Here is a 25,914-nt window from a genome sequence, read left to right on the forward strand (position 1 = left end):
CATGTCCACGCTTGCGATCGATATCCTGCTGGTGATTGCGTTCTGCATCATCACGCTGCTCGTCGTCTACACCGCGCGGCATTATCTGTTCACGCTGAACCGGCTATTCGGCCGTCAGCGTCAGCCGTATCTCGACATTGAGCAGGGGGCGTGGCCGAGCGTGGTCGTCTGCGTGGCGGCACACAATGAAGAGCGCGTGATTGCCGACTGCCTCAACGCGCTGCTGCTGGTGGATTACCCGCGCGACAAGCTGACCATCATGCCGGTCAACGATCGCTCGAAGGATCGCACGCGCGAAATCATCGACGAGATTGCGGCACGCAACCCGGGTCGTTTCCAGCTTTTTCACCGCACAGAAGGCCGGCCGGGCAAAGCCGCGGCGTTGCGCGATGCCACGCAGTTGATCGACGCCGAGATCATGATCGTGTTCGATGCCGACTACCTGCCGGCGCGTGGCCTCATCAAACAGCTTGTGGCGCCGTTCTTTGACCCGGAAGTGGGCGCCATCATGGGCCGCGTGGTGCCGGTGAATGCCGGGGCGAACCTGCTCACGCGCCTGCTCGACCTGGAGCGCTCCGGCGGCTACCAGGTCGACCAGACCGCCCGCATGAACCTGGGCCTGGTGCCGCAATACGGCGGCACCGTGGGCGGCATCCGCCGTCGCGCGCTGGACGACATCGGCGGCTGGAACATCGACACGCTGGCGGAAGACACTGACGTGACGTTCCGCCTGCTCCAGCACGGCTGGAAGACGGTCTACCAGAACCGCTCCGAATGCTACGAAGAGGTGCCCGAAGTCTGGCCCGTGCGGCTTAAGCAGATCAGCCGGTGGTCGCGCGGCCACAACCAGGTGATGGTGCAGAACATCCGCAAGCTGCTGGCGAACGATCGCATCAGCCGGCTGGAACGGCTGGACGGCGCGTTGCTGCTGCTCATCTTCGTCATGCCCATGGTGCAGCTGGCCGGCTGGGTGGTGGCGGTCATCCTGTTCTATGCGGCTGCGCAATCGATCGTCTCGGGGTGGGTGCTGCTCGCGGCGCTGCTGTGCTACGGCGGGCTGGGCACGAATGCGGCCTTCTTCGAGATCGCAGCGGCCACCTACCTCGATGGTCATCGGAACCGCATCCGCCTGCTGCCGCTGAACCTGTTCGGCTTCCTGGTCAGCATGGTGACCATCTCGCGCGCCGGCGTGACGCAGGTGATCGATGCCGTGAAAAAGCGCGAGCTGGTGTGGGACAAGACCGAGCGCTTCCGCACCGAAGCCGCGGGCGTGGTCAACATCATGGCCGGCGAGGTGCCGGTGCCCACGGGCACGGAGGGCGCATGATCGGAAGCATGCTGCTGCTGAGCGGCTCCGTTGCGGGCCTGCTGGTGCTGCCGTTCCTGCCGGCGTTGTCGGAGTGGCTGCGTCCGACCGATTCGGCACCGCTGCCGATGCGGCGTGACCAGCCGAACAACCTCACCTTCTTTGCCAACAGCTTCCGTCGGCGGCTGCAGGAGCAGTACGGCGTGGATCTCGAAGCCATGCGCTCCGCCGGCGCCGCCTATCAGGTGCCCGTGAGCGCAGAGCTGAGCGTGGGGCGCGACCCGCGCGGCCGCCCGTCTGCCGAGCAGTCGGGGCTGGCGCGCATGCTCGACAAGGTGAACCACATCGTCGTGTTTCGGGGCGATGCATGGCTTGCGCCGCGCAGTCGCGTGCGCGCCGATTTGTATGTCGAGCACGATATCGAAGTCGAGCGCGACACCCGTCTGCGTGCGTGCCTGGCCGAAGGCGATATCGAACTGGGCGAGAACGTGGTGGTGCAGCGCTGGGTACATGGCCGCAATGTGCGCCTGCAGCCAAACGTGCGTGTCGAAGGCCGCGTCACGGCGGAGGAGCGCATCGTGATGGCCGCGCCGGCGCGCTTCGAGCGTGCGGGTGCCACCGAGGTGATGTTTGGCGACGCGCGCAGCGCGGCACAGCCGGTCGGCCTGCCGAAACCGGCTACCGAGCGCCGTGTGCTCGATGGCGATGCCATTCTGGCCGCCAACGAGGCAGCCGATTGCGACTACGTGGTGCGCGGCGATTGTCGCGTCGCGGGTGGCATGGTGCTCCAGGGCAGCATCAAGACGCATGGGCACCTGCGTACCGGTGACGGCGTGCGCATCGCCGGCACCCTATCGGCGCGCAAGAATCTGGAGATTGGGGCGGGCAGCGCGGTACTGGGCCCGCTGATCGGCTTTGAAGACATCGTGCTCGGCCCGAACTGCCGCATCGGCCGCCCCGATGCACCGACCACGCTGGTCTGCAACCGCCTGTTCGTTTCGCCGGGCTGTGTCGTGCATGGCGTGATTACCGCGCACGAGTTCGCTCGTGTGGACGGGTAAGGGGGCACGCATGGTCACATTCTGGAGCGCTTGCATTCGCCGCTGTGGCGCGGTGCTGGCCGGGCTTGCCTTGTCGACTGCCGCTGCGCACGGTGCCTCGATGTTTGAAGACTTCACCACGCGCGACGGCGCCATGACTGTCTTCGCCCAAGGCGATTACGTCGAGCCCTACGTTGCAATCGAGGCCCTGCTGGTCGCGCACCGCCTCGGTGTCGACGTGCAGGCTCCGGCCGCGTCGCTGGCAAACTGGCTGCTGCCGTATCAACAGGCCAATGGCACGTTCCCCCGGATCTGCCGCGCTGGCACAGACGGCTGGGCCGCCTGTGGCCACGCCGATGCCGATGACTCGCAAGCCGTGTTCTGGTGCCTGCTTGTCAACGAGATCCTGCATGGCCCGCCGCAACTGCTGGCGAGCTGCCGCCTGTCGCTTGTGCTCCTCGCCACGTTGTGGGACCCGAAGCGTGCGACGTTCCAGGCGTTTGCCGACCGGCCCGAAGCCTACTTTGCCGACAACGTGGAAGTGGCCGGCGCACTCAAGCGCCTGCGCGCCGACCCCAAGGCCGCGTTGCACTACACGCTGGAACTGGCCGCGCTGCCGTCGCACAAGCAGATGATGGACGGCCTCGCCCATGCCTACGGTTACCAACTGAACGGCGCGCTCGATCCTGCACGCGTGAGCCTGCCGCCCACGCCGTACGGCTTCTACCCGACGGCGGTGGCGCCGGTCTATCCGTGGGTGCATGACCTGGAGAGCGGTGCTGCCGCCCGGCGCAAATGGGCGGTGTGGATGTTCCGCCATGGGCAGACGTGGCTGTCGGGCAAGGCGGACCCATTCCCCTGGGGTCTGATCGCCTGGGCGGCCTACACGCTGGGCGATACACCGACCGCGCAGAAGTGGCTGCAGGCCGCGCCGCAATGGCGCGCAGCCGGCCGCTGGAACCTGATGGAAGAGGGCGCGCTGGTCGGGCTCTCCCATGCACTGGCCGTTTCCCAATGAGCACTCCTTCCAAACGCATCGACTGGCGCAAGCACCTGACCAGTCTGCTGATCCTGATTGCCTTTGCGGCCTGCGCGCTGCTGTTGGCGCGCAACCTCAGCGCCGGCCCGGGCCGCCCGCAGACCGATGACATCGTGCTGGTGGTGCCCGACAACCTGGGGCAAGACAACCGCATCTACGTACAGGCGTGGGAAGACGCCGCGCTGGAAGAGGGGGTACGCCTGCGCACCATGTCGGCATCGGATTTCGTGCGTCATGGGTTGAATGGTGAGCGCGTGTTTGCCGGCGTGATCCTGCCGGACACCGTGCACCGTTCGATGACGACCGCGCTCGTCAACCAGATCAGCCAGTTCGTGCAGGACGGCGGCGCGTTGATGCAGGTGTACGACGCCGGCATCCTCAACGAAAAGGGCTTCTACGAGGATGGCGCCTCGCGCCTCTCGACGCTGGCCGGCGTGCAATACGGTTTCTATTCGACGCTGCGCGAAAAGATGGCCAGCCAGGCGACCGTCTACGGCCAGCCCGATGCGATGGTCGATCTGCATATTCCGCCGGGGCGCTGGATTGTGTCGAATGGGCGTGCAGTGCTGTCGGGCTATGGGCAGGACATGCTGCAGTACCCGACCCTGCGCACGCACGGCGACTACGCCGGCAAGGTGTTGCTGCGCTCCGAAGACAGCTCGATCATCGCCGGCGAGCGCACCGTCGGCAAAGGCCACGTGTTGTTCGTCAACCTGCCGCTGACGTATCTGAAGCTGCGCACCGATGGCGTGCTGATGCATGGCTTCCTGAGCTACTTTGCGGGCCGCGTGCTGGAACAGCCGCGCCTGTCGCCGGCGCCGCAGGGCGTGGGTGGCCTGGTGCTGAACTGGCACTGCGATGCTCGCATCTGTATTGAGGCAACGGACAAGCTCATCGAAGACGGCGTCTTCAAGCGCGGCCCGTTCAGCTTCCACATCACCGCCGGCCCCGACCAGCGCCAGTTTGGCGACGGGCTGGGCGTGAATCTGGCCCACAACCCCGCGTTTGCGGAGGTCGTGCACGGTCTGATGAAGCAAGGGCACGAGGTCGGCAGCCACGGGGGTTGGATCCACGACTGGTTCGGCCTGAACGTGACGGAAGACAACCAGTCCACGATGGAGACCTACCTGCAGAAGAACGCAGACGCCATCGAGACACTGACCGGCAAGCCGCAGACGGAGTATTCCGCCCCCACCGGCAATCAGCCCGAGTGGGCCACCCGCTGGCTGGATGAGCACAACGTCAAGGGCTACTACTTCACCGGCAATATCGGCCAGGGACCGACGCGTACGTATCGCAACGGCCGGCGCGACGAGCACATCTGGTCGTTCCCCGTGCAGACCTACGGGCAGTACGCGACCATTGAAGAAGCCGACATGGCGCACATTCCGGAAGCGGAGATTGCGGCGTGGCTGACTTCGCTGGTGAAGTTCGCCACCGAGTCCGGCGAGATCCGCCTGATCTACTTCCACCCGCCTGGCGCGGTGCGCTACCTGCACGCCATTGACGCGCTGATGGATGCCGCCGACGCGCAAGAGGCGCGCAAGCGCTTCCGCTGGCACACCATCACGCAGATGGCCGACTTTGCCGAGCGGCGCGAAAAGACCGTGTGGCAGACAACGTCGGAGCGCGGCGACGTGCGCGTGAGCGCGGAAAACCCGGAAACGCTGAGCGACCTGACGTGGCTGTTTTCAGCCGACCGTTATGCCGAACCGCGCGTGGAAGCCGGTCAGGCCAGCGTGGTCCGGGAAGGCAATAACTGGCGCGTGGTGGCGGGCGCGGGCAGCAAGCTCACCATTGCGGCCAAGCTGAAGACCGGCACCTGAGCACAAGACACAAGACAACAAGCAGAGAGGGCCGCCGCCACGCATCAAAAAAAAAAGGCCGGCGCCCGCATCAACAACAGACGGGGAAATACAGCGTGGATCGAACTTCAATTGCGTGGATGCTGGCGGCTGCCATCTGCGGCATGACAGCGCCGGCGGCATGGGCACAGGCTGCCGAGCCGGCCGCCACCCAGGACACCGCGGCCCAGTCCGCGGAAGCGGTGCAACCGGCCGAACCAGCACAAGGAACACAGCCGACCGAAGCCTCCGAAGCGCTGCAACCGGCAGAGCCGGCCACAGCGCCAGCCGCCGCCACGGAACCGGAACAACCGGCTGCACAGGAAGGCGCGCCGCCGCCGGCGGACGCCACGGCATTGGCCGCGACGCCCGTGCCGACGCCCGGCGCCAACGCGCCAACCGTGCCGCAACCGCTGCCCGAACCGTATGTACCGGAGCGCGCTGCCATCGAGGCCGTGCTCGACACCGGCCATATGAGCGATGGCTTTGGCGGGGCCACCGCCGTAGCCCTGCGCGGCATGATGGTCACTTCGTACGGCATCTGGCAGGCCGAGCTGGATCGGCAGAGCCGCTTTGGCTTTGCGGGCCAGTACGGCGCGCTATCGCTCACGCGCGATCTTTCGGAGGATTACTACGTCCTCGTCGGCGCAGGTACGGGCAACAGCGAGTTGTTCTCGAAGTGGCGTGTGGATGTGGCGGGCTATCGCAAGTTCGGCCCGGACCGCCGTTTCGTGGCCGGCATTGGTGCGTACTACGCGCAGGGCCAGGACAGCGTGCGCAACGACCAGGGGCTGGTGCTCAGTTCGCTGGCGTATTTCCCGTCGGTCGTGCTGGAGGGCGGCTTGCGTTTCAACCGGGCCAACCCCGGCATGGTGTTCGGCCCGAGCCAGTACATTGCGGCCACCATCGGTAACGACGAAAAGCGCGCGCTCGTGCTGCGCGTGGAGCACGCCCGCGAGGCCTACCAGGTGCTGACCACCGGCACCGAGCGTGCGGACTACAACAGCATGAGCTACGCCATCCAGTGGCGCGAGCGTGTCGCGCGTGACTTGCTGCTGATCGTCGGCGCGCAGTACTACCACAATCCGTTCTACAACCGCACCTACGGTGAAATCGGCTTCCGCTGGAGCTTCCGATGAACGCCAAGCCCATCGAGGACGGGCCGGGCGACGACCTCCCCGCCAAGCGCCGATTGCGCGGGCATGAGCCCAAGCGGGTGATCGGCTATCGCGGCGATCGCATCGTCATGCATCGCGCGATGCGTCGCCTGTCGTTCCCGTTCACGCGCTGGATCGACGTGCTCGGGATTCCGCTGGCGCTCACGGCCGCCTACTGCGCGCTGTGGCCGACCGTGGCCCGGCTGTGGGAACGCATCATCGGGTTCTGGAGCGTCGCCCTGGACGGGCAGGTGCGGCTGGCGGCCGTGAAGGCGCTGGTGCCGGGCTTTGGCGCGATTCCGTATCCGCACAGCGAAGCCGCATTGCCCACCGCCGTGCAATGGCTGGTCGGGATGATCATCACGCTGGCGCTGCTGTTCGGCACGCGCTTCATCGGCGGCCGTGCGTTGCCGCTGGCGTACTGGCTGCGCTTCATCGGCGTGGTGCAGGCGAGTGCGCAGTTCTACTTCTTCATGTGGCCGGCAAGCTTTCCGTATGACGGCGGCGGATCGATCGGCTCGCTCACGCAGGCGTCGGTCGTGGTGGTGCTGATCACGCCGTGGCTTTATGCGCTGATCTACAACGTGCTGGACTTCGGCCTGATCCGCAAGCTGGTGCTGTCCGTCATGGGCATGGCGTATCTCACGGTGTTCATTCCGTTTCAGTACACGCTCGCATCGGTGGTGCTGCTCAAAGGGTCGATGCTGTGGTACCCGCAGATCTTTCTGCTATGGGCCGTGTTCCTGCAGTTCGGCACGCTGGTCGGCTTCTATGCGTGGGCGATGAGCTGGAACGCGCGCGGAACTGGAAAATTGCCCTGAACGGATGCAAAAAAAAACGCGGCCGAAGCCGCGCAGATCTCGCTTTCCAGAGAGAGAGGGAGCAATGCCTGGTTACTGTTGCGCCACCGTTGCAGGCTGGGACGCGTTGGCCGGCGGCAGATCACCCCAGCCGCCGCCCAGCGCCTTGATGAGCCCCACCGTGGAGTTCATGCGGCTGCCGGCCAGCTGCACGCCGATGCGTTCGGCGGACAGCATGTTGCGCTCGGCATCGATCACGTCCAGGTAGTTGACCGACCCCGCGTTGTAGCGCGTGCGCGAGAGTTGCGCGGCGCGCGTGGACGCGCGCACGGCGTCGTCCTGTGCCTTGGCTTGATCGGCCAGCAGACGCAGTTCTGACAGGTTGTCTTCCACCTCGCGGAAGGCGACGAGCACGCTTTCGCGGTAGTTGGCGACGTTCTCTTCATACGCGGCGCGCGCCTGCTTCACGCCGGCGCTGCGGGCGCCTCCGTCAAAGATCGGCAGTGACAGCGCGGTGCCGACCAGCGGTCCGAGAATCCACGTGCGGCTGCCCCACTTGAGCAGGTCGCCGATGTCGTGCGATTCGTAGCCAAAGCCGCCCGTGAGCAGCAGTTGCGGGAAGAACGCCGCGCGCGCCACGCCAATGCGTGCGTTGGCCGCAGCCATCGAGCGTTCCGCCGCAGCCACATCGGGACGGCGCTCCAGCAAGGCAGACGGGAGGCCCGCCGGTACGCGCACGTCGGCCGATTGCAGCGGGTCCGTACTCATCGTGAAATCAGCCGGTGCTTTGCCCAGCAGCGTTGCGAGCGCATGTTCCAGCACGGCACGACGGCGCTGCACGCCGATGCGATCCGAGCGTGCCGTCGCGAGTTCGGCATCAGCGCGGGCGACGTCCAGTTCGCCGATGTCGCCGGTGTTGAAGCGGCGCTGCACGAGCTTGAGCGCCTCTTCGCGGCCGACCAGCGTGCGGGACAGCAAGGCTTCTTCCGCATCCAGCGTGCGCAGGCTGAAGTACGTCTGCGCCACGTCGGCCTGCAATGACAGACGGGCGGCGCGGTACAGCGCTTCGACACGCTCGGCATCGGCGCCGGCCGCATCGATGTTGTTGCGCACGCGGCCGAACAGGTCGACCTCATACGCCACGGTGGATTGCGCGCGCCAGTACGTCTGCGGCTGCACGGGCGCGCCGACCGGCAAACCGGCCGATGCCGCCGAAGCCCGCTGGCGCGTCGGGCCGAAGCCCGCATCCAGTTCCGGGAACAGCGATGCACGGTTGGCTTGCACGAAGGCACGCGCCTGGTTCACGCGCGCGGCTGCGGCGGCCAGCGTGGGGCTGGCTTCAGCGGCCTGCGCTTCGAGCTTGTCGAGCGTCGGGTCGTTGAAGATCTTCCACCACGCGCCGTCGGCGGGCAGGGCAGGCTCGGCGGTCTTCCACTTGCCTTGCTCGCCTGCAGCCAACGGTGCGTCCGCGGGTTGTGCAGCTTCCTTGAAGGCGTTGGGTGTGCCAACGTCCGGCTTCTCGTAGGTCGGGGCGAGCGAGCAGGCCGCGAGGAACAGCGCGGCGGCCAGCGCCAGCGGGGTCCAGCGGCCCGACCGCATGGCCGGACCTGTTTGTTGTTGTGTCGACGCGTTCATAGCGATGTCTTGATGAGTATTGACCTTAGTGCTGGGTCGACGGCACAGGCAGCGTGCCATCCAGGTCCAGATCACGATCGGGGGCGTCTTCCGAGCGCTGGCCGCGGCGTGCCGCCAGCGTGCGCAGCAGCACGTAGAACACCGGCGTGAGGAACAGGCCGAACAGCGTCACACCCAGCATCCCCGCGAACACGGCCACGCCCATGGCATGACGCATTTCCGCACCGGCGCCGGTCGATACCACCAGAGGCACCACGCCCATGATGAAAGCGATCGACGTCATCAGGATCGGGCGCAGACGCAGGCGGCAGGCCTCGATGGCGGCTTCGACGATGGTGCGTCCCTGCAGCTCCAGCTCGCGCGCAAACTCCACGATCAGGATGGCGTTCTTACACGCCAGCCCCACCAGCACCACCAGCCCGATCTGCGTAAAGATGTTGTTGTCTCCATGCGAGACCCACACGCCCAGCATGGCGGCAAACAGGCTCATCGGCACGATCAGGATCACGGCCAGCGGCAGCGTCAGGCTTTCGTACTGCGCGGCCAGCACCAGGAACACCAGCAGCACGCAGATCGGGAAGATCCACACGGCCGAGTTGCCGGCCAGGATCTGCTGATAGGTCAGATCCGTCCACTCGAAGCGCACGCCCTTGGGCAGCGTTTCATGCGCAATGCGTTCCACTGCCGCTTGTGCCTGGCCCGACGAGAAGCCCGGGGCCGGGCCGCCGTTGATGTCGGCAGCGGTGTAGCCGTTGTAGCGCACGACCATGTCCGGCCCGAAGCCTTGCGACACTCGCAGCAGCGATGACAGCGGCACCATCTCGCCCGCGGTGTTGCGCGTCTTCAGCTGCAGGATGTCTTCTGCGTGGGCGCGGAACGGCGCGTCTGCCTGCACCTTCACCTGATACGTGCGGCCGAAGCGGTTGAAGTCGTTCACGTACAGCGAGCCCAGATACACCTGCATGGTGTCGAACACGTCCGTCACCGGCACGCCAAGCTGCTTGGCCTTCACGCGGTCCAGGTCGGCGTTCAGCTGCGGCACGTTGATCTGGTAGCTCGAGAACGACGGGCCCAGCTCAGGCGTCTGCCGTGCCTTCGCCATGAAGGCCTGCGTGGCGGCAAAGAGCTGTTCGTAGCCGACCGAACCACGGTCTTCGATCTGCATCTTGAAGCCACCCACCGTACCCAGGCCCTGCACCGGCGGCGGCGGGAAGACCGCAATGAAGGCATCCTTGATCGCACCGTACTGCTGGTTCAGCTGCCCGGCGATGGCACCGCCCGACAGGTTGGCACCCTTGCGCTGATCAAACGGCTTGAGCGTGACGAACACAATGCCGGCGCTCGGGCTGTTGGTGAAGCCGTTGATCGACAGGCCCGGGAACGCCACAGCGCTTTCCACGCCCGGGTGCTTGAGGGCGATGTCCGACATGCGGCGGATCACGTCTTCCGTGCGGTCCAGCGAGGCACCGTCCGGCAGTTGCGCGAAGCTCACCAGGTACTGCTTGTCCTGCATCGGCACGAAGCCACCCGGCACCTTGTTGAACAGCAGCGCGGTCGCGCCGATCAAGGCCAGGTAGATACCGAGCATGACCGCCTTGCGGCCGATCACGCGCGACGTGCTGCGGCCATACGATTCCGATGCGGCACCAAACACGCGGTTGAACGGGCGGAAGATCCAGCCCAGGCCCTTGTCCATCGTGCGCGCCAGCCAATCCTTCGGCGCGTCATGGCTCTTGAGCAGCAGGGCGGCCAGTGCCGGCGACAGCGTGAGCGAGTTGAAAGCCGAGATGACGGTCGAGATCGAGATCGTCAGCGCGAACTGCTTGTAGAACTGACCGGTCAGGCCCGTCATGAAGGCCAGCGGCACGAACACGGCAATCAGCGTCAGGGCAATGGCGATGATCGGGCCGCTCACCTCGCGCATGGCCTTGTAGGTCGCCTCGCGTGGCGATAACCCTTCGGCGATGTTCCGCTCGACGTTTTCCACCACCACGATGGCATCGTCCACCACGATCCCGATCGCCAGCACCAGCCCGAACAGCGACAGCGCGTTGATCGAGAAGCCGAACATCAGCATCAGGCCAAACGTACCGATGATCGACACCGGCACCGCCAGCAGCGGGATGATCGACGCACGCCACGTCTGCAGGAACAGGATCACCACGAGCACCACAAGCGCCACCGCTTCCAGCAGCGTGTGCGTGACGGCTTCGATGCTCGAGCGGACGAACTGCGTCGGGTCATAGACGATGCGGTAGTCCACGCCTTCGGGAAAGTCTTCCTTCAGCTCGGCCATCGTCTTGCGCACGTCATCCGAAATCTGCAGCGCGTTGGAACCCGGCGCCTGGAAGATCGGAATGGCCACCGCCTGCTTGTTGTCCAGCAGCGAGCGCAGGCCGTATTCCGACGCAGCCAGTTCGATGCGGGCCACGTCACGCAGGTACGTGACGGCGCCATCGGGCGAACTCTTCAGGATGATGTCGCCGAATTCCTGTTCGGTCTTCAGGCGCCCCTGCGCGTTGACGGACAGTTGCAGGTCCGTGCCCGGCACCGACGGCGAACCGCCGATCACACCGGCTGCCACCTGCACGTTCTGGTCGCGGATGGCCTTGACCACTTCGTTGGCCGTCAGGCCGCGTTCGGCGACCTTGTTCGGGTCGAGCCACACGCGCATCGAGTAGTCACCCGAGCCGAACAGCTGCACCTGGCCCACGCCGCTGATCCGCGCAAGGCGGTCCTTGACGTTCAGCACGGCGTAGTTGCGCAGGTACGTCATGTCGTAGCGGTCGTTGGGCGACAGCAAGTGCACCACCATCGTCAGGTCGGGGCTGCTCTTGATGGTCGTCACGCCCAGGCGCTGCACCACGTCGGGCAGGCGCGGCAGTGCCTGCGACACGCGGTTCTGCACGAGCTGCTGTGCCTTGTCCGGGTCGGTGCCCAGCTTGAAGGTGACCGTCGTGGTCATGTTGCCGTCGCTGTTGGCCTGCGACTGCATATAGAGCATGTTCTCGACGCCGTTGATCTGTTCTTCGAGCGGCGAGGCGACGGTCTCGGCGATCACCTTCGGGTTGGCGCCCGGGAACTGCGCGCGCACCACCACCGAAGGCGGCACGACCTCGGGATACTCCGAGATCGGCAATCGCCAGATCGAGATGATCCCGATCAGCAGGATCAGCGTGGAAAGCACGCCCGCAAAGATCGGGCGGTCCACGAAAAATTTAGAGAAGTTCATGGCTGAGAGCGATGAGGTTCAGTCGCGATTGAGCGCAATCGGGGCCATCAGGCGCGGTCGGCCGGAAGGCGTTGTGCGTTGGCTGCGGTCTTGGCGTTCGCGGGCTTGGTTTCGGCCTTGGCGGCGGGCGCAGCGGATGTGTCGGCTTTGGCTTCGGCGGGCGCGGCCGGGGCTTCCGGCTGTGCGCCCGGCAACACCACGCGCTTGGTGACCAGGCTATCCATGGTCACCGTGTTGGGTGCCACGGCGTCGCCCGGGCGCACGCGCTGGATGCCATTCACGACGATGCGCTCGCCTGCCTTCAGACCCGACTTCACCACGCGCAGGCCGTCAACCGAGGCGCCCAGTACCACCGGGCGATAGCTCGTCTTGTTGGCGGCATCCACCACCAGGACGAACTTCTTGTCCTGGTCCGTACCGATGGCCTTGTCGCTGATGAGTATGGCGTCGTGCGGCGCCCCGGTGCTCATGCGCACGCGGGCGTAGAGGCCTGGCGTAAGGCGGCCGTCCGCGTTGTCGAGCGTGGCGCGCACGCGGATCGTGCCCGAGCGCACGTCCAGCCGGTTGTCGACGGACTGGATCACGCCCTCGCGCGTGTAGCCGTCTTCATTGGCCAGCCCGATGTAGACCGGCGTCTTCGCGCCCTGGGCGGCCTTGGCGGAGTAGCGCAGGTAGCTTTGTTCATCCGCATCGAACGCCACGTACATCGGCGAGACCGACACCAGCGTCGTCAATACCGGGGCAGCGCCACCGGCGGAGACGACGTTGCCGACGGTGATTTCTGCGCGCGACACGCGGCCCGCGACCGGCGCCACGATGTGCGTGTACTCCAGGTTCAGCTTGGCGGCTTCCAGCGCGGCGGCGGCGCCTTGCAGGTTGGCTTGGGCCTCGCGCGCGGCGTTTTCCTTCTCTTCGAACTCGCGGCGCGCGATGGCGTTGTCGGCCACCAGCTTCTGCGCGCGGTCCAGCTCCGAGGTGGTGTAGGCCACGCGCGATTTGGCGGCCGTCAGCGCGGCTTGCGTGCGGGCCACTTCGGCCGCGTAGGGGCGCGGGTCGATGGTGAACAGCGCGTCGCCCTTCTTGACGATGCTGCCGTCCTTGAAGTGGACGGCGGTGACGGTGCCGCTTACCAGCGGGCGGACTTCCACGCGTTGAACGGCTTCGATGCGGCCGGAAAACTCATCCCATTCGGCCACGTTCTTGGCCAGGACCGGCGCCACATCCACCGGCGTGGCAGCGGGGGCGGCTGTCGGCTGCTGCGATGCGCCGGCACTGGAGACCAGACCGTAAGTGCCAACGGCTGCAACGCCGAGCACGGCGGCAACCGAAATGGCGAGTGTGCGTTTGGACAGGCTCATGATGACTCTCTCGATTTTGTTGGGTAAGCAAAGAGAAAAAGACTGGATAAAAGCGCTTGGGCCGCAGCGTAGAAATACGCGGGCGGCCTCGCACTCCGTTTCTTGTTGTATGGGTTCAGCCAGGCGTCTCCCCGGTCGGGTCAATGGAGGTGCGGTCCTTTCGGTCCGCACGGGGACGGCGTTTGCGCGGGGCGGCCGCCTGGCGCGTCATGCCAAGGTGCCAGCGCAGGAAGCACGTCATCTCGTCTTGCGCGACCGCGCTCATCGCGATCGAGTCATGGCAGGCCTCGTTCACGCGCACGACCTGCGTGACGACGCCCGCTTCAATGAGGCACGCTGCATAGCGCTCTGCTTCGGTGCGCAGCAAGTCTTGCGGCGCAGTGAGCAGCAGGGCGGGGGGCAGGCCCTGCAGGCGGCGCGATTCCACCGGCGCGGCATAGGGGTGCACGCGCTCGGTCGGGCGGGGCAGGTACTGGCGATAGCAATCGGCACAGACTTCAGCCGAGTTGTCTGCGTTGGCCAAGTGGTCGGGGCGCACGCGTGCCATGGTCGGATCGAGCATCGGCGCGATCAGGACCTGTGCACGCAGGTGCGGGCCGCCGCGGTCGCGCGCAATCATCGACAGCGCGGCCGACAGGTTGCCGCCGGCGTCATGTCCGGCCACGGCGATGCGGCGACGATCAATCCCCCATGCGCCAGCATGGTCCGCCATGCAGCACAGCGCGGCGTATACATCTTCCGGGGCGGCTGGAAATGGCGATGCGGGCGCCAGCGAATAGCCGACCGTCACCACCACCGCCGGCAATGTGGCCGCCAGGTGGCGCGCCGGCGCATCTGCATCGTCAATCGAGCCGCGCACGAAACCGCCGCCATGCAGGTACAGCACGCCGGGTTGGCGCAGCGGCGCGGCGGCATCGCCGGCGTGCATTTCGGGGCGGAACACACGCAGGCGGATCCGGCTGGCGTAACCCTGTGTCCAATAGTCTTCGGACGTGACCTCGCGCGGCAACGGCACCGCGCCCGCCGTTTCCTTGCACGCAGAAGCTTGCTCAGGCAGCGTAGATGCTGCGCTGCGCAAATGGTTATTCAGTGCAACATTTGTGGTCGCGGGCGTTGTATACGGTTGCGCTGGACGAACAGCGGGCGACGCCGCATCGCTGGTCAGCGACCGATCCGAAACAACGAGACGCGGTGGAGAAGAACCCATGATGTCAGGCGGGGCTTACCTTTGCGGATCACCCGGATATCGATGGGCTGAATGATGGTGATTAGACGAACGTAGATAAATGCCTATAATCAGACATCACTATTAGTTGCAGCCGAACAATCAAAATCTACGGTTGTGCTACAAAGTGTCATTGCTCGAGGCCGATCTTGTTGCACTGCGAAAACCCGTAGTCGCAGCTTTCCTGATCGCGCCTGATGCTCAGAGTGCGTGCGTGTACCGAGCATGAGCAGACCCCTTGATTCCACACGTCCGGCGCATTGCCCCATTTTGTGCGGGCAGTGCGCCCGCCCCGTGGAGTCCGTCCCTAAGGAGCCGCAGATGGATCGCTTGCAGGCCATGCAGGTTTTCACGCGCGTCGTGGAAGCCAGCAGCTTCACCAAGGCTGCCGACAGCCTTCAGTTACCCCGCGCCACGGTGACGAACCTGGTGCAAAGCCTTGAGGCGCATCTCGGCGTGCGCCTGTTGCACCGGACCACGCGCCGCGTGAATGTCACCGCCGATGGCGCTGCGTATTACGAGCGCTGCGTGCGTCTGCTCGGCGATCTTGAAGAGACCGAGGCTGCGTTCTCGCAAAGCTCGTCGGGCGCGCGCGGCACCTTGCGCATCGACGTGCCTGCGTCGATTGGCAAACGGTTGCTTGTGCCGCGCATTCGCGATTTTCACGAGGCGTACCCCGATCTTCAGTTGGAGATCGGCATGAGCGACCGCACCGTCGACCTCGTGCAGGAAGGCGTGGATTGCGCGGTGCGTGGCGGCGAATTGCAGGACTCCAGCCTCGTTGCGCGGCGCATCGGCCAATTGTCGATGGTCAATTGCGCGTCACCGGAATACCTTGCCCGCTGCGGCACGCCCAAGACGTTGGAAGACCTGCAGGACCACACTGCGGTGAATTACTTCTCGGCGCGCAACGGCCGCCGCATGGATTGGGATTTCGTCATCGACGGGCAGAAGCAGATCCACAAGGTCCGCAGCATGGTGTCCGTCAACGATGCCGAATCGGCAGTGGCGTGCGGGCTGCATGGCCTCGGGCTGCTGCAGACTTCGCGCTTCCTGGTGTACGAGCACCTGATGTCGGGCGCGCTGGTGGAAGTGCTGCCGGACTATATTTCCGAACCCGTGCCGGTATCGGTGGTGTATCCGCACAACCGGCATCTGTCGCCCAAGGTGCGCGTGTTTGTGGACTGGGTGGCGACGCTGTTTGCCGATCATCCGTGCTTGCAGCTGAAGGAAAACCCCCGGCTGCAGATTGTTAGCGCCGCCTGAACAGTTATTTCCGCAAAGTCGCATTTATCAGACGGGAGCAACGATCTATTCTGCCTTCCAAGCGCAACAACGAGCGCAAACGAACAAGGAATCGATCATGAACTCCCGTCTCTTCTCCGCTGTTTCCCGCCGCGCGCTTCTGGCCATGGTGGCCACCGTGTCGGCTTCCGCCGCGCTGCTGTCGCAACCCGCAACGGCTTCCATCCAGCCCAATTTCGACGCTCCTGCGGCCACGCAGGCGGGGCGCTTCGACCCGTACACGCAGGGTGCCGACCGCCAGGCCGATACCTACGGCTACCTGTCGTGGAAGAACGATCGTTTTGACCCGTACAGCCAGGGCGCCGACCGCCAGGCCGACACCTACGGCTATCTGTCGTGGAAGAACGATCGCTTTGATCCCTATAGCCAAGGTGCCGATCGCCAGGCTGATACGTATGGCTACCTGTCATGGAATGGCGATGCGAGCTATCCGAACGGTGGCGCTGCATCGCGCGCATAAACGACGCAGCGACTGAACTTCTCCTCCTCCCTGTTTGCGGCGTGACTTCAGCGGTCACGCCGCATTTTTATTGTCCGCGCGCCCGCCAAAACAGCTTCAACGCGACCGTGCCAAGGCACCCATGTTGGGTTGGGAGTATCGTGGCAGGCATGCAGACCGTCGTCCTCACGTTCGATTCCGGCCTCACGCCGCTTCTTCCGCAGGCGCTGCGCGGGCATCCCGTTGCGCGCGCATGGGCAGAGGGCGCCACGCTCAAGCACGCCATCGAGGCGCTTGGTGTGCCGCATACCGAGATTGGCCAAGTGCTGGTGGATGGCAGGCCCATGGCGTTGGAGGCGCTGTTGCCGGCGCGGGGCCACGTTGCCGTTTCATCTGTGGAGCCTTTTTCGCCGGCGGCGCCGCTGCATTTTCTGTGCGATGCGCACCTGGGCGCCACAGCGCGCCTGCTGCGCATGGCCGGTTTCGACACCGCCTACGACAACAACTACGCCGACGCAGCCATCGAAGCGCTCGCCCATGAGGAAGACTGGATCGTGCTGTCGCGTGACCGTGAGCTTCTCAAGCGGCGCGGCATCCGGCGTGGCGCGTTCATCCGTGCGCGCGAGCCGCAGGCACAGATGCGCGAAATCGTCACACGCCTGCGGCTCGCTGCTGTGGCGAAGCCGTTTTCGCGCTGTCTCGAGTGCAATGTGCCGCTGCGAATGCTGAGCCAGGAAGAGGCTTCGGCCAGCGTGCCGCCCCGCGTGCGCGAGCGCCAGCGGCTCTTCAGCACCTGCGATGTCTGCCGGCGTATCTATTGGCCCGGTTCGCACTGGGCGCGCATGAATGCCGTGCTGGCCGACATGCTGTGGCCCGAGGCCGGCGCATCGGCTGACTCAGCGGAAACCGCCGAGCGCATGCCGCGCACTGGCAGCGCAGGCGCCTGACTACTGGGGCGACGCGTTGCGCAAATCGGCGACGAAGCGCTCGCGCCAGATGGTGAGATTGGCCGCACGCAGCCGATCCATCATGTGGGCGTAGCGCGCCTTGCGTTCTTCCAGCGGCATCGTCAACGCACGGTTCAGCGCCTCGGCCATGCCGCGCGTGTCATACGGGTTGACGATCAGTGCGGCATCCAGTTCGCGCGCCGCGCCGGCAAAGCGCGACAGCACGAGCACCCCCGGGTCTTCCGGATCCTGCGCGGCCACGTATTCCTTGGCAACGAGGTTCATGCCGTCGCGCAACGGCGTGACATAACCGATCTGCGAGCTGCGAAAGAGCGCCATCAGAACGCGCCGTTCGTACTGCTTGTTGATGTATCGGATGGGTGTCCAGTCCAGCTCCGAATGCTTGCCGTTGATGCGGCCTGACTCGGCTTCCAGTCGCTGCCGGATCTGCTGATAGCTCTGTACGTCCTGGCGCGAGGTCGGCGCAATCTGGATGAACGTCACATGCCTGCGGTGGTCCGGAAAATCGTCCAGCAACTGCTCGAACGCGCGGAAGCGTTCCGGCAGGCCCTTCGAATAATCGAGCCGGTCCACGCTCATGATGAGCTTGGTGGGCGGCTGGCCCTGGCCTTGCCCTTGCGGGGCAATGCGCTCGCCGCGCACACTCGCATGCCGCATGAACGGATTGCGCCGTGCCAGCGATGCCTTCGCCTGCTGCGCGATCTCGTCCGGATGCACGCCGATCGGGTAGACCTCGGCGCGCAGTGTGTGGCCATAGGCGTGCACGGGGCCGTTTTGTTCCTTCTGCTCGATGTAGCCGCGCGCTTCGCGCTCGATGTAGTCGTAGAAGGCGACACGATCGGTCTCGGTCTGGAAACCGACCAGATCGTACGCACACAGCGCGCGCATGAGGTCTTCATGCGGCGGAATCGTCGTCAGGATTTCCGGCGACGGAAACGGAATGTGCAGGAAGAACCCGATGCGGTTGGTGAGCCCCAGCGCGCGGCACTCCGCGGCAAAGGGGATCAGGTGATAGTCGTGTACCCAGAGGATGTCGTCGGGCTGCACCAGCGCCTTGAGCTGATGTGCAAACTGCGCATTGACGCGCCGGTAGCCGTGGTATTCCTGGCGCTCGTAGCGCGACAGATCCACGCGGTAGTGGAAGATCGGCCACAGCGTTGCGTTGGCAAAGCCGCGGTAATACTGGTCGTAGTCTTTGCGGTTCAGGCCGACGGTGGCATAGGTGATGTTGCCCTTGGTGACGATGTTCGGCTCGTGCGACACGGTGGTCGCGGTTTCGCCGCTCCAGCCAAACCAGATCCCGCCGGTTTCGCGCAGCGCGTCGAACACGCCAACGGCCAGGCCGCCCGCCGTCCCCTGGCCTTCGGCAACGGGCGCGACGCGGTTGGAAACCACAATGAGTCGGCTCATGCGGCACCTCGCTTGGCCGGGGGGGCCGTGAGCGTTGCAAGCCATGCACGCAATGCCGTCGCATCTGGCACGCGCCAGCGCGCCTGGCTCGGGCCTGCGCCGACCTTGATCGACCAGCCGTCCAGCGCATTGACGGCATCGAAGGCGCTTTCATCGGTGAGGTCGTCGCCGGCAAACAGCACGGTGCGGCCCATGAACGGCGGCTCGGTCATCAGCGTGTGGACCACATCGCCCTTGCTGGCGCCACGCGGTTTGAGTTCGACGACCATCTTTCCCGCCTGCAGGCGCACGTGGTCGGCATAGCGGCGCGCGAGACGGTCGGCCAACGCCAGCACGGCGTTTTCGGCTTCAGGTGCGTGCCGGTAGTGCAGGGCAAACGCAATGCCCTTGCTCTCCAGCACCACGCCCGAGAACTGTGTCGACAACTGCATGAGTTCGGCGCGCAACTCGCGCTCCAGTCTGGCAAGGGCATCGGCGTCCGTGCTCAGGCGGACGAAGCTGCCGTCTGCATAGCGGCGTTCGGCGCCGTGCACACCGGCGATGACGAGGCCAGGCAGAGACAGGCGCGACTCCAAGTCGTGCACCGTGCGCCCGCTGATGATGGCCAATGCGCCCCCGCTGGCGGCATGCAGCCCTGCGAGCGTTTCGCGCAGCGGCGCAGAGACATGCACCGCATCGGGTTGCGGCGCGATATCGACAAGCGTGCCGTCAAAGTCGAGCAGGAAGGCTGTTTGCCCCAGGTCAAGCGGAGGCAGCGGCGCCGCGTTGGCAGAAGACAGAGGAGAGACGTTCTTGGACAAACCGGTTCTGGTGAATGTGCGTGATGCGCCTTTTCACGCAAGAACCGGGCCGACCGCGCCAGCCGTTGTCATTTCGGCATTCGCGGCGGGCGGCAGAGGGTGGCGAGATTGTAAAAATGGGCACGTGATGCAAAACCTTCACATCTCACGTGCCTAAGACGTCACAGCGATGCCGCCAGACGCGTTCCCTGGTCGATCGCGCGTTTGGCGTCCAGTTCGAGCGCCTCGTCTGCACCGCCGATGACGTGCACCTTTGCGCCGCCCGCCTGCAGCGGCGCAACGAGTTCGCGCATTGGCTCTTGCCCGGCGCACAGCACGATGGAGTCAACCGGCAGCCATTCGGCGGCCTCGCGTTTTTCGCCGTAGCTCACGAGCAGGCCTTCGTCGCCGATGCGCTCGTAGTTCACGCCACCCACCATGCGCACGCCCAGGTTCTTGAGGCTGGTCCGATGAATCCAGCCCGTGGTCTTGCCGAGACCGCCGCCGAGTTTGCCGGCACGCCGCTGCAGCAGGACGATGTCGCGCGCGGGTGTTTGCGGTTCGGGGCGGATGCCATCCACGCCGCCACGCACTTCGGTCGGATCACCCACGCCCCATTCGGCACGCCACGTCTGCAGATCGAGCGTGGGCGAGTGGCCATCCAGCGCGAGGAATTCTGCTACGTCAAAGCCGATGCCGCCTGCACCGACAATCGCCACGCGCTTGCCCACCGGCTTGCGATGGCGCAGCACATCGATGTACGACAGCACGCTCGGATGGTCCTGCCCCGGAATCTTCGGGTTGCGCGGCGACACGCCAGTCGCGACGATGATCTCGTCGTACTTGGCCGCAAGAAGCTGCGGCGCATCCACGCGTGTACCGAGGCGCAGCGTCACGCCCGTCGTGGCGACGCGACGGGTGAAGTAACGCAGCATCTCGTGAAACTCTTCCTTGCCCGGGATCGTCTTTGCCATGTTCAACTGGCCGCCGAGTTCCGGTGCTGCGTCGAACAGGTCGACGGCGTGCCCACGTTCGGCCAGTGTGATGGCTGCCGACAGGCCGGCAGGCCCTGCGCCGACCACCGCAAACCGCCGCTTGGCCGGCGTGGGGCGAATGACGAGTTCGGTCTCATGACATGCGCGCGGGTTGACGAGGCAGCTCGCAATCTTGGCCTTGAAAGCGTGGTCCAGACACGCCTGGTTGCAGGCGATGCAAGTATTGATGTCCTGCGCGCGGTTCGTTGCGGCCTTGCGCACGAAGTCGGCATCGGCCAGCAGCGGGCGCGCCATCGACACCATGTCGGCGCAGCCGTCGGCCAGCACGCTCTCGGCCACCTCTGGCGTATTGATGCGATTGGACGTCACGAGCGGAATGCCGACCTCGCCCTTCATCTTTTTCGTCACCCACGCAAACGCCGCGCGCGGCACGCTGGTCGCAATCGTCGGGATGCGTGCCTCGTGCCAGCCGATGCCCGTGTTGATGATGGTGGCGCCTGCGCGCTCCACAGCCTTGGCGAGCTGCACGACTTCTTCCCACGAGCTGCCGTCCGGGATCAGGTCGATCATCGACAGGCGATAGATGATGATGAAATCCTTGCCGACCGCCTCCCGCGTGCGCTGGACGATTTCCACGGGCAGGCGCATGCGGTTGGCATAGCTGCCGCCCCAGTCGTCCGTGCGCTTGTTGGTGTGCGTGACGAGAAACTGGTTGATGAAGTAGCCCTCCGAACCCATGATCTCAACGCCGTCGTAGCCGGCTTCGCGGGCCAACTGGGCGCAACGCACGAAGGCGCGAATCTGCCGCTCGATACCGCGCGCGGATAACTCGCGCGGCGTGAACGGGCTGATGGGTGAGCGCAGCGCCGTGGGCGCAACGGCGAACGGGTGGTAGCCATAGCGGCCGGTGTGCAGGATCTGCAGGGCGATCTTGCCGCCTTCTTCATGCACGGCGTTGGTGACCGTGCGGTGGCGGCGTGCAGCGCCATGTGTGGCGAGGCGCCCGGCAAAGGGCTTGGTCCAACCCGCAATATTCGGTGCGAATCCGCCCGTGACCATCAGGCCGACATCGCCGCGAGCGCGCTCGGCAAAGTAGGCGGCCAGCCGGTCGAAGTGGTTGCCATCTTCCAGCCCAGTGTGCATCGAGCCCATCAACACGCGGTTCTTGAGCGTGGTGAAGCCAAGGTCGAGCGGTTGGAGCAGGTGGGGGTAAGGCGAGGAGGGCGTGGAGGAGGACATGTCCGGCGCAGGGCAGCGGCTCTGCGATGAGGTGGAAACGCGCCGGACGGTAGCACCCAAGCGCCCGTTGGAACAACAGGGCGGGGTTCTAGATGTGTGGGCTGCGCGTCAGGATTTTCCCGACTTATTCGTGTCGTCTTCGACCGGCTTGCCGAGCAGCGCCTTCAGCAGTTTGTTCTGGGGAATCGCCTTGCCGGTGCCCTGGCCGGGCTTGCCGGTGCGCTGGCTGTCGCGCTTGAGGTTGTTGGCGATCTTGAGGCCCTTGAGTTTTTCGAGGTCGGTTTTCTTCACGATGAGGTCCGCAATGGGATACATGAACTGCGTGTTACGCTCGGCAGGATACGCGAATTGCCCCACCCCCGGTTCGCCCACGCCTTGTCTTTCTGCATTTCCGCTGCCGCAGTGACTGCATTCACGCCGCCCGCCACGCCCGTTCCAGATCTGTTCCAGCCCAGCCTGCATGACTGGGCTGAGCAGCCTGCCCAAGCCTTCGAGCACTGGCTCGCCGCACGCGGCTATCGTGAATCTTCGGCGACGGTGTATCGCGCGATGTGGCGCAAGTGGCTGCGCTGGGCCGAGTCGCACCAGCGCGCGTTGGCCGATTGGAGTGCGGGCGATATCGCCGCCTTTCTCGACGAATCGGGCCTGACCAAGCTGCATCGTTACCGCTACGCGCGCTTGATCGAGCGCGTCTTCCATCAGATCGAACAACAACGCACGGGCACGCACAACCCTGCAAGTTCCGCGGTGCAGCAGAAGCTTGCGGAGGGCGAGAACGATCCGACCACGTTCCTTTCGCTGGCCGAACGCGCTGCAATCGAGGCGTCACTGGAGGTGGGTGCGCAGGCCGGCGAGGCTGCGGCCAACGCCAGCGCCTTCAAGCTGGCGCGCGACCGCGCACTTGTCGCCGTGTGCCATGGCGCGGGGCTGAAGGTCGCGCAGGTGCAATCGTTGCTGCTGCGCCAAGTGGATGAGTCGCTGGAGACGATCACCGTCGAGCGCTCGCGCGGGCCTTCGTACCAAGCGCCCGTGCTTGAGGCCGCGCGACCGGCGCTGGCCGCGTGGCTCGCGGTGCGCGCACACGCAGAGGTGCCGGGCGAGCGCGTGTTCGTTGCCGACGCCGGCGGACGGGTCTTGCACGCGGCCTCTATTTACCGGCGCGTTGAGGCTTGGCTCGCAGCGCTGCCCGCGTTGCTGCACCGCAGCGAAAGGCTGTCGCCACAGACGCTGCGCAACGGCTACACCGCCGCACTGTTCGACGCAGGCGCGGACCCTGCTGAGGTGGGGTACGCCCTGGGCCTGCGCGATGCCACTTCGGCATGGCGGCTGCGTGCAGCCTATGCTGAGTGGCAGGCCGCCGCTCATCCGGTCCGACAGGCGTAGGCCGATTTTTGTACAACGCAGGTTGCAAACCGCCCGCAAGCGCAGAGCAGGCTTTGCTATGATCGCGCTGTTTTACGCGCTGCGAAGCGGGTCGGCGCGGCGCAAAACGACGATGCCGAGGTCAACCCGGCACGCTAGTTCTCTCCTTCCTCGATACCTCGCACCCCATGACAGAAACGATTCTGCTGACCGGCGCTACCGGCTACATCGCCTCGCACACCTGGGTTGAACTTCTGGACGCGGGCTACCAGGTGATCGGTCTCGACAACCTCTGCAACAGCAGCTCGACCGTGCTCTCGCGCATCGAGCAGATCACGGCCAAGACGCCAAAGTTCGTGCAAGGCGACGTGCGTGACCGCCGCCTGCTCGACGACCTCTTTGCCAGCTCGCGCATCTCTGCGGTCATCCACTTTGCGGCGCTCAAGTCGGTCGGCGAATCGGTCCAGAAGCCGCTGGCCTACTACGACAACAACATGGGCGGCCTGGTGACGCTGTGTGCCGCCATGGCGCATGCGAATGTGCGCCAGCTGGTGTTCAGCTCGTCGGCAACGGTGTATGGCAATCCGCATACCGTGCCGATCACCGAATCGTTTCCGCTCTCGGCCACCAACCCGTACGGCCAGACCAAGGTGATGGGCGAGCAAGTGCTGCGCGACTTGGAGATTTCCAATGCGGCGTGGCAAATCGCTTACCTGCGTTATTTCAATCCGGTGGGAGCGCACCACAGCGGCCTGATCGGCGAAGACCCGCGCGGCATTCCCAACAACTTGATGCCGTATGTGGCACAGGTGGCGGTGGGCAAGCGCGAGAAGCTTTCGATTTACGGCGGTGACTGGCCAACGCCTGACGGCACCGGCGTGCGCGACTACATCCACGTGGTGGACCTTGCGCGCGGGCACCTGTCGGCGCTCGACACGCTGCGTCGCGATGGCCGCGGCTTTACCGTCAACCTCGGCACCGGCCGTGGGTATTCGGTTCTGGAAGTGGTGGAGGCCTACAAGCGCGCCAGCGGCAAGCCCGTCCCGTATCAGATCGTGGACCGCCGCCCCGGCGATATTGCAGCGTGCTATGCCGATCCGGCACTGGCGGCGTCGCTGCTGGGGTGGCGCGCGCAATACGGCATCGAGCGCATGTGTGAAGACTCGTGGCGTTGGCAGAGCATGAATCCGGACGGCTTTCAAACCCGTGGCTGATTCATTGAACTGCTCGAACCCACAGGAGACGCCCCGTCGTGGATGAGGTGTTGATTGCTCACCTGGTCAATACGCTGGCGCACACGTTGTTGCCTGCATTGCTGCCATTTGTCGTGGCCTGCGGTGCGGGCAGCTTGCTGCTGCGTTTGCTCGATGACTTGCGCAGCGCTACCGCGTCGCGCACCCGCGTGCCGCTGGTCATGACAGCGCTGTTTTCCGCGATCGGGTTGTGGGCCGTGCCGCTGCTGCCGCTGCTTGCACGTTGGCCGCTGCACGAAGACACCGCCGTGCTGGTGATGACGCTGGCTTCGTTCTGCTGGAGCCTGGCCGTTGCGGCACTGTGGTGCGTTCTGGGCGGCCGTGCGGGCATGGTGCGGGCGCTTTCGCTGGGTGTGCTGCTGAGCATGAGCGGTCCGGTGGCGGTGTTGCTGCTGGCCGGTGTAACGAGCTTCAGCACCACCGCACGGGAAGACGCTGGGCTGCTCGCCATCGTCATTGTCTTGTCGGCGGTGGCGTGCACTGCGGCGCTGCAGTTTGCGCTGTCGGCGCGGTCAGGCGCGACGGGCGTGGCGGTGCGTCGCCCGGGCGTGAGTCTGTTTCTGAGCGTGGTGTTCGGCACCGCGTTGACGGCGGACGCGGTGTACACGGCATCGCTCGCAGGTTCGTTTTCGACGTTCTCCGCCATGCCCGCCAATGCGCCGGCAGGGTTGCAGGTGCTGGTGGTGGTAGGGGCGGTTGCGACGGTGCTCGCGGCTTTGCTGCTGGGTTATCGGGATCGCGCCACGGGCGACACCGCGGCCGCCATCGCCGCCCGCGAAATTCGTCTGCGCAAGGAAACCGTGCAGGCGCTCAACGACCTGGAGCAGAGCTACCGCCGCCGCGAAGCCGAACTGGTTGCGCGCCATCAACTGCTGCTGGATGGTGCAGACGTCGGCCTGTGGGAGTTCGACCTGGTCACCCGCGCCGCGCAGTTCTCCACGCGCTTTGCGGCCATGCTCGGCTACACGCTCAAGGAAATCGGCCCGAGCACCAGCGAATATCTCCGACTGGTGCATCCGGACGATCTGCCCATGGTGCTCAATCGCATCCAGGCGCATGTTGATGGCAACACGCCGGCGTATGTGGCGGAATTCCGGATGCGGAACAAGGACGGCAACTATCGCCAGATGGCTGCGCACGGTGTGGCAGTGCGCGACGCCGGCGGCAATGCCGTGCGAATGGCGGGGTCGCATATCGAGATGGACGCAAAAGTTGCGGTGGCGGAGTTTGCCGTGTCAACTTCCTCAACCCCTGGCGAAGCGCCCGAAACGCTGCGTCGCCATGGTCTCTGGGAGTCGTGGTCGCCGATCGATGCGCCCGCGGCGGAGACGGTTCCCGCAGAAATCGCCTCGACCGCTGCGCCTGCGTCAGCAGGTGGCGCCACACTTCCCAGCATCAATCCCAACGCGTTGCGTTGAAGTCTCTTTCCGCCTTTCACTGGTCGGCGGTGCGTTCTTGAGTACATGCCCTACTCAAGTTTTCCTTGCACACGTTCGATAGCTCAAACAGAGCGCGTGTAAATCGCGCC

General features: G+C 65.4%; 20 protein-coding genes. 12 read left to right on the plus strand and 8 right to left on the minus strand.

Translation table 11 applies throughout. The features are described from left to right. Position 1 precedes the first annotated feature (1 nt). From N5B55_RS19400 to N5B55_RS19425, 6 genes are all read left to right on the plus strand, one after another. Complete coding sequence (locus N5B55_RS19400; protein ID WP_175402331.1) at positions 2-1,327, plus strand: glycosyltransferase family 2 protein; 1,326 nt, start codon at positions 2-4, stop codon at positions 1,325-1,327. After that, positions 1,324-2,367, plus strand: coding sequence for a hypothetical protein (locus N5B55_RS19405; protein WP_304541306.1), 1,044 nt, complete (start codon positions 1,324-1,326; stop codon positions 2,365-2,367). Before N5B55_RS19400 ends, N5B55_RS19405 begins: the two co-directional genes overlap by 4 nt. 10 nt (positions 2,368-2,377) lie before the next feature. Continuing rightward, a complete protein-coding gene (locus tag N5B55_RS19410; protein WP_304541308.1) occupies positions 2,378-3,364 on the plus strand; it encodes a hypothetical protein in 987 nt (328 codons plus the stop codon). After that, positions 3,361-5,211, plus strand: coding sequence for a polysaccharide deacetylase family protein (locus N5B55_RS19415; protein WP_304541310.1), 1,851 nt, complete (start codon positions 3,361-3,363; stop codon positions 5,209-5,211). The genes N5B55_RS19410 and N5B55_RS19415 overlap by 4 nt, the downstream gene beginning before the upstream one ends. 95 nt (positions 5,212-5,306) lie before the next feature. Further along, entirely contained in the window at positions 5,307-6,368 is a 1,062-nt protein-coding gene (locus N5B55_RS19420) for a YaiO family outer membrane beta-barrel protein (protein ID WP_304541312.1), read from the plus strand. Next, a complete protein-coding gene (locus N5B55_RS19425) occupies positions 6,365-7,207 on the plus strand; it encodes a hypothetical protein (protein ID WP_304541314.1) in 843 nt (280 codons plus the stop codon). The genes N5B55_RS19420 and N5B55_RS19425 overlap by 4 nt, the downstream gene beginning before the upstream one ends. A 72-nt stretch (positions 7,208-7,279) precedes the next feature. On the opposite strand, the gene N5B55_RS19430 is transcribed toward N5B55_RS19425, so the two are convergent. The 4 genes from N5B55_RS19430 to N5B55_RS19445 form a co-directional block, all read right to left on the minus strand. Beyond that, positions 7,280-8,785 carry an efflux transporter outer membrane subunit gene (locus N5B55_RS19430; protein ID WP_304541317.1) on the minus strand — a complete coding sequence of 502 codons (1,506 nt, stop codon included), beginning with the start codon at positions 8,783-8,785 and terminating at the stop codon, positions 7,280-7,282. A gap of 61 nt (positions 8,786-8,846) precedes the next feature. Beyond that, positions 8,847-12,053: an efflux RND transporter permease subunit gene (locus tag N5B55_RS19435; RefSeq protein ID WP_116575194.1), complete on the minus strand. Its 3,207-nt coding sequence runs from the start codon at positions 12,051-12,053 to the stop codon at positions 8,847-8,849. A 47-nt stretch (positions 12,054-12,100) separates the two neighbouring features. Continuing rightward, positions 12,101-13,411 carry an efflux RND transporter periplasmic adaptor subunit gene (locus tag N5B55_RS19440; RefSeq protein ID WP_065854626.1) on the minus strand — a complete coding sequence of 437 codons (1,311 nt, stop codon included), beginning with the start codon at positions 13,409-13,411 and terminating at the stop codon, positions 12,101-12,103. Between the two features lie 115 nt (positions 13,412-13,526). Beyond that, positions 13,527-14,618, minus strand: coding sequence for an alpha/beta hydrolase (locus tag N5B55_RS19445; RefSeq protein ID WP_304541320.1), 1,092 nt, complete (start codon positions 14,616-14,618; stop codon positions 13,527-13,529). A 339-nt stretch (positions 14,619-14,957) separates the two neighbouring features. On the opposite strand from N5B55_RS19445, the gene N5B55_RS19450 reads away from it, so the two are divergent. The 3 genes from N5B55_RS19450 to N5B55_RS19460 all read left to right on the plus strand — a co-directional run bounded on the left by N5B55_RS19450 (position 14,958) and on the right by N5B55_RS19460 (position 17,327). Further along, a complete protein-coding gene (locus tag N5B55_RS19450) occupies positions 14,958-15,902 on the plus strand; it encodes a LysR family transcriptional regulator (RefSeq protein ID WP_065854630.1) in 945 nt (314 codons plus the stop codon). Between the two features lie 97 nt (positions 15,903-15,999). Further along, a complete protein-coding gene (locus N5B55_RS19455; protein WP_065854632.1) occupies positions 16,000-16,401 on the plus strand; it encodes a hypothetical protein in 402 nt (133 codons plus the stop codon). Positions 16,402-16,550: 149 nt separating this feature from the next. Continuing rightward, the gene (locus N5B55_RS19460; RefSeq protein ID WP_304541324.1) at positions 16,551-17,327 is read left to right on the plus strand and encodes a Mut7-C RNAse domain-containing protein; all 777 of its coding nucleotides are present in this window, start codon (positions 16,551-16,553) and stop codon (positions 17,325-17,327) included. On the opposite strand, the gene otsA is transcribed toward N5B55_RS19460, so the two are convergent. The 4 genes from otsA to N5B55_RS19480 all read right to left on the minus strand — a co-directional run bounded on the left by otsA (position 17,328) and on the right by N5B55_RS19480 (position 22,086). After that, entirely contained in the window at positions 17,328-18,758 is a 1,431-nt protein-coding gene (gene otsA, locus N5B55_RS19465; RefSeq protein ID WP_154205827.1) for an alpha,alpha-trehalose-phosphate synthase (UDP-forming), read from the minus strand. Beyond that, the gene (gene otsB / locus N5B55_RS19470) at positions 18,755-19,558 is read right to left on the minus strand and encodes a trehalose-phosphatase (RefSeq protein ID WP_304541328.1); all 804 of its coding nucleotides are present in this window, start codon (positions 19,556-19,558) and stop codon (positions 18,755-18,757) included. Before otsB ends, otsA begins: the two co-directional genes overlap by 4 nt. Before the next feature lie 161 nt (positions 19,559-19,719). Beyond that, positions 19,720-21,771: an NADPH-dependent 2,4-dienoyl-CoA reductase gene (locus tag N5B55_RS19475; RefSeq protein WP_304541331.1), complete on the minus strand. Its 2,052-nt coding sequence runs from the start codon at positions 21,769-21,771 to the stop codon at positions 19,720-19,722. A gap of 108 nt (positions 21,772-21,879) precedes the next feature. Further along, entirely contained in the window at positions 21,880-22,086 is a 207-nt protein-coding gene (locus N5B55_RS19480; RefSeq protein ID WP_009240630.1) for a hypothetical protein, read from the minus strand. 87 nt (positions 22,087-22,173) lie between these two features. Here N5B55_RS19480 and N5B55_RS19485 point away from each other — a divergent pair, with 87 nt between their 5' ends. From N5B55_RS19485 to N5B55_RS19495, 3 genes are all read left to right on the plus strand, one after another. Next, positions 22,174-23,154: a tyrosine-type recombinase/integrase gene (locus N5B55_RS19485; protein WP_304541334.1), complete on the plus strand. Its 981-nt coding sequence runs from the start codon at positions 22,174-22,176 to the stop codon at positions 23,152-23,154. A 167-nt stretch (positions 23,155-23,321) separates the two neighbouring features. Further along, a complete protein-coding gene (galE, locus tag N5B55_RS19490) occupies positions 23,322-24,347 on the plus strand; it encodes a UDP-glucose 4-epimerase GalE (protein ID WP_009240632.1) in 1,026 nt (341 codons plus the stop codon). A 38-nt stretch (positions 24,348-24,385) separates the two neighbouring features. Further along, the gene (locus tag N5B55_RS19495; protein ID WP_304541337.1) at positions 24,386-25,804 is read left to right on the plus strand and encodes a PAS domain-containing protein; all 1,419 of its coding nucleotides are present in this window, start codon (positions 24,386-24,388) and stop codon (positions 25,802-25,804) included. Positions 25,805-25,914 lie beyond the last annotated feature (110 nt).

Origin of the sequence: Ralstonia pickettii (assembly GCF_030582395.1) — a bacterium.
GTDB classification, from domain to species: domain Bacteria; phylum Pseudomonadota; class Gammaproteobacteria; order Burkholderiales; family Burkholderiaceae; genus Ralstonia; species Ralstonia pickettii_D.

Bases quoted from the DNA above. Each gene is read 5' to 3' on its own strand.
- N5B55_RS19400 (WP_175402331.1), top strand. From the start codon at position 2: ATGTCCACGCTTGCGATCGATATCCTGCTGGTGATTGCGTTCTGCATC.
- N5B55_RS19405 (WP_304541306.1), top strand. From the start codon at position 1,324: ATGATCGGAAGCATGCTGCTGCTGAGCGGCTCCGTTGCGGGCCTGCTG.
- N5B55_RS19410 (WP_304541308.1), top strand. From the start codon at position 2,378: ATGGTCACATTCTGGAGCGCTTGCATTCGCCGCTGTGGCGCGGTGCTG.
- N5B55_RS19415 (WP_304541310.1), top strand. From the start codon at position 3,361: ATGAGCACTCCTTCCAAACGCATCGACTGGCGCAAGCACCTGACCAGT.
- N5B55_RS19425 (WP_304541314.1), top strand. From the start codon at position 6,365: ATGAACGCCAAGCCCATCGAGGACGGGCCGGGCGACGACCTCCCCGCC.
- N5B55_RS19430 (WP_304541317.1), bottom strand. From the start codon at position 8,785: ATGCGGTCGGGCCGCTGGACCCCGCTGGCGCTGGCCGCCGCGCTGTTC.
- N5B55_RS19435 (WP_116575194.1), bottom strand. From the start codon at position 12,053: ATGAACTTCTCTAAATTTTTCGTGGACCGCCCGATCTTTGCGGGCGTG.
- N5B55_RS19440 (WP_065854626.1), bottom strand. From the start codon at position 13,411: ATGAGCCTGTCCAAACGCACACTCGCCATTTCGGTTGCCGCCGTGCTC.
- N5B55_RS19445 (WP_304541320.1), bottom strand. From the start codon at position 14,618: ATGGGTTCTTCTCCACCGCGTCTCGTTGTTTCGGATCGGTCGCTGACC.
- N5B55_RS19450 (WP_065854630.1), top strand. From the start codon at position 14,958: ATGGATCGCTTGCAGGCCATGCAGGTTTTCACGCGCGTCGTGGAAGCC.
- N5B55_RS19455 (WP_065854632.1), top strand. From the start codon at position 16,000: ATGAACTCCCGTCTCTTCTCCGCTGTTTCCCGCCGCGCGCTTCTGGCC.
- N5B55_RS19460 (WP_304541324.1), top strand. From the start codon at position 16,551: ATGCAGACCGTCGTCCTCACGTTCGATTCCGGCCTCACGCCGCTTCTT.
- otsA (WP_154205827.1), bottom strand. From the start codon at position 18,758: ATGAGCCGACTCATTGTGGTTTCCAACCGCGTCGCGCCCGTTGCCGAA.
- N5B55_RS19475 (WP_304541331.1), bottom strand. From the start codon at position 21,771: ATGTCCTCCTCCACGCCCTCCTCGCCTTACCCCCACCTGCTCCAACCG.
- N5B55_RS19480 (WP_009240630.1), bottom strand. From the start codon at position 22,086: ATGTATCCCATTGCGGACCTCATCGTGAAGAAAACCGACCTCGAAAAA.
- galE (WP_009240632.1), top strand. From the start codon at position 23,322: ATGACAGAAACGATTCTGCTGACCGGCGCTACCGGCTACATCGCCTCG.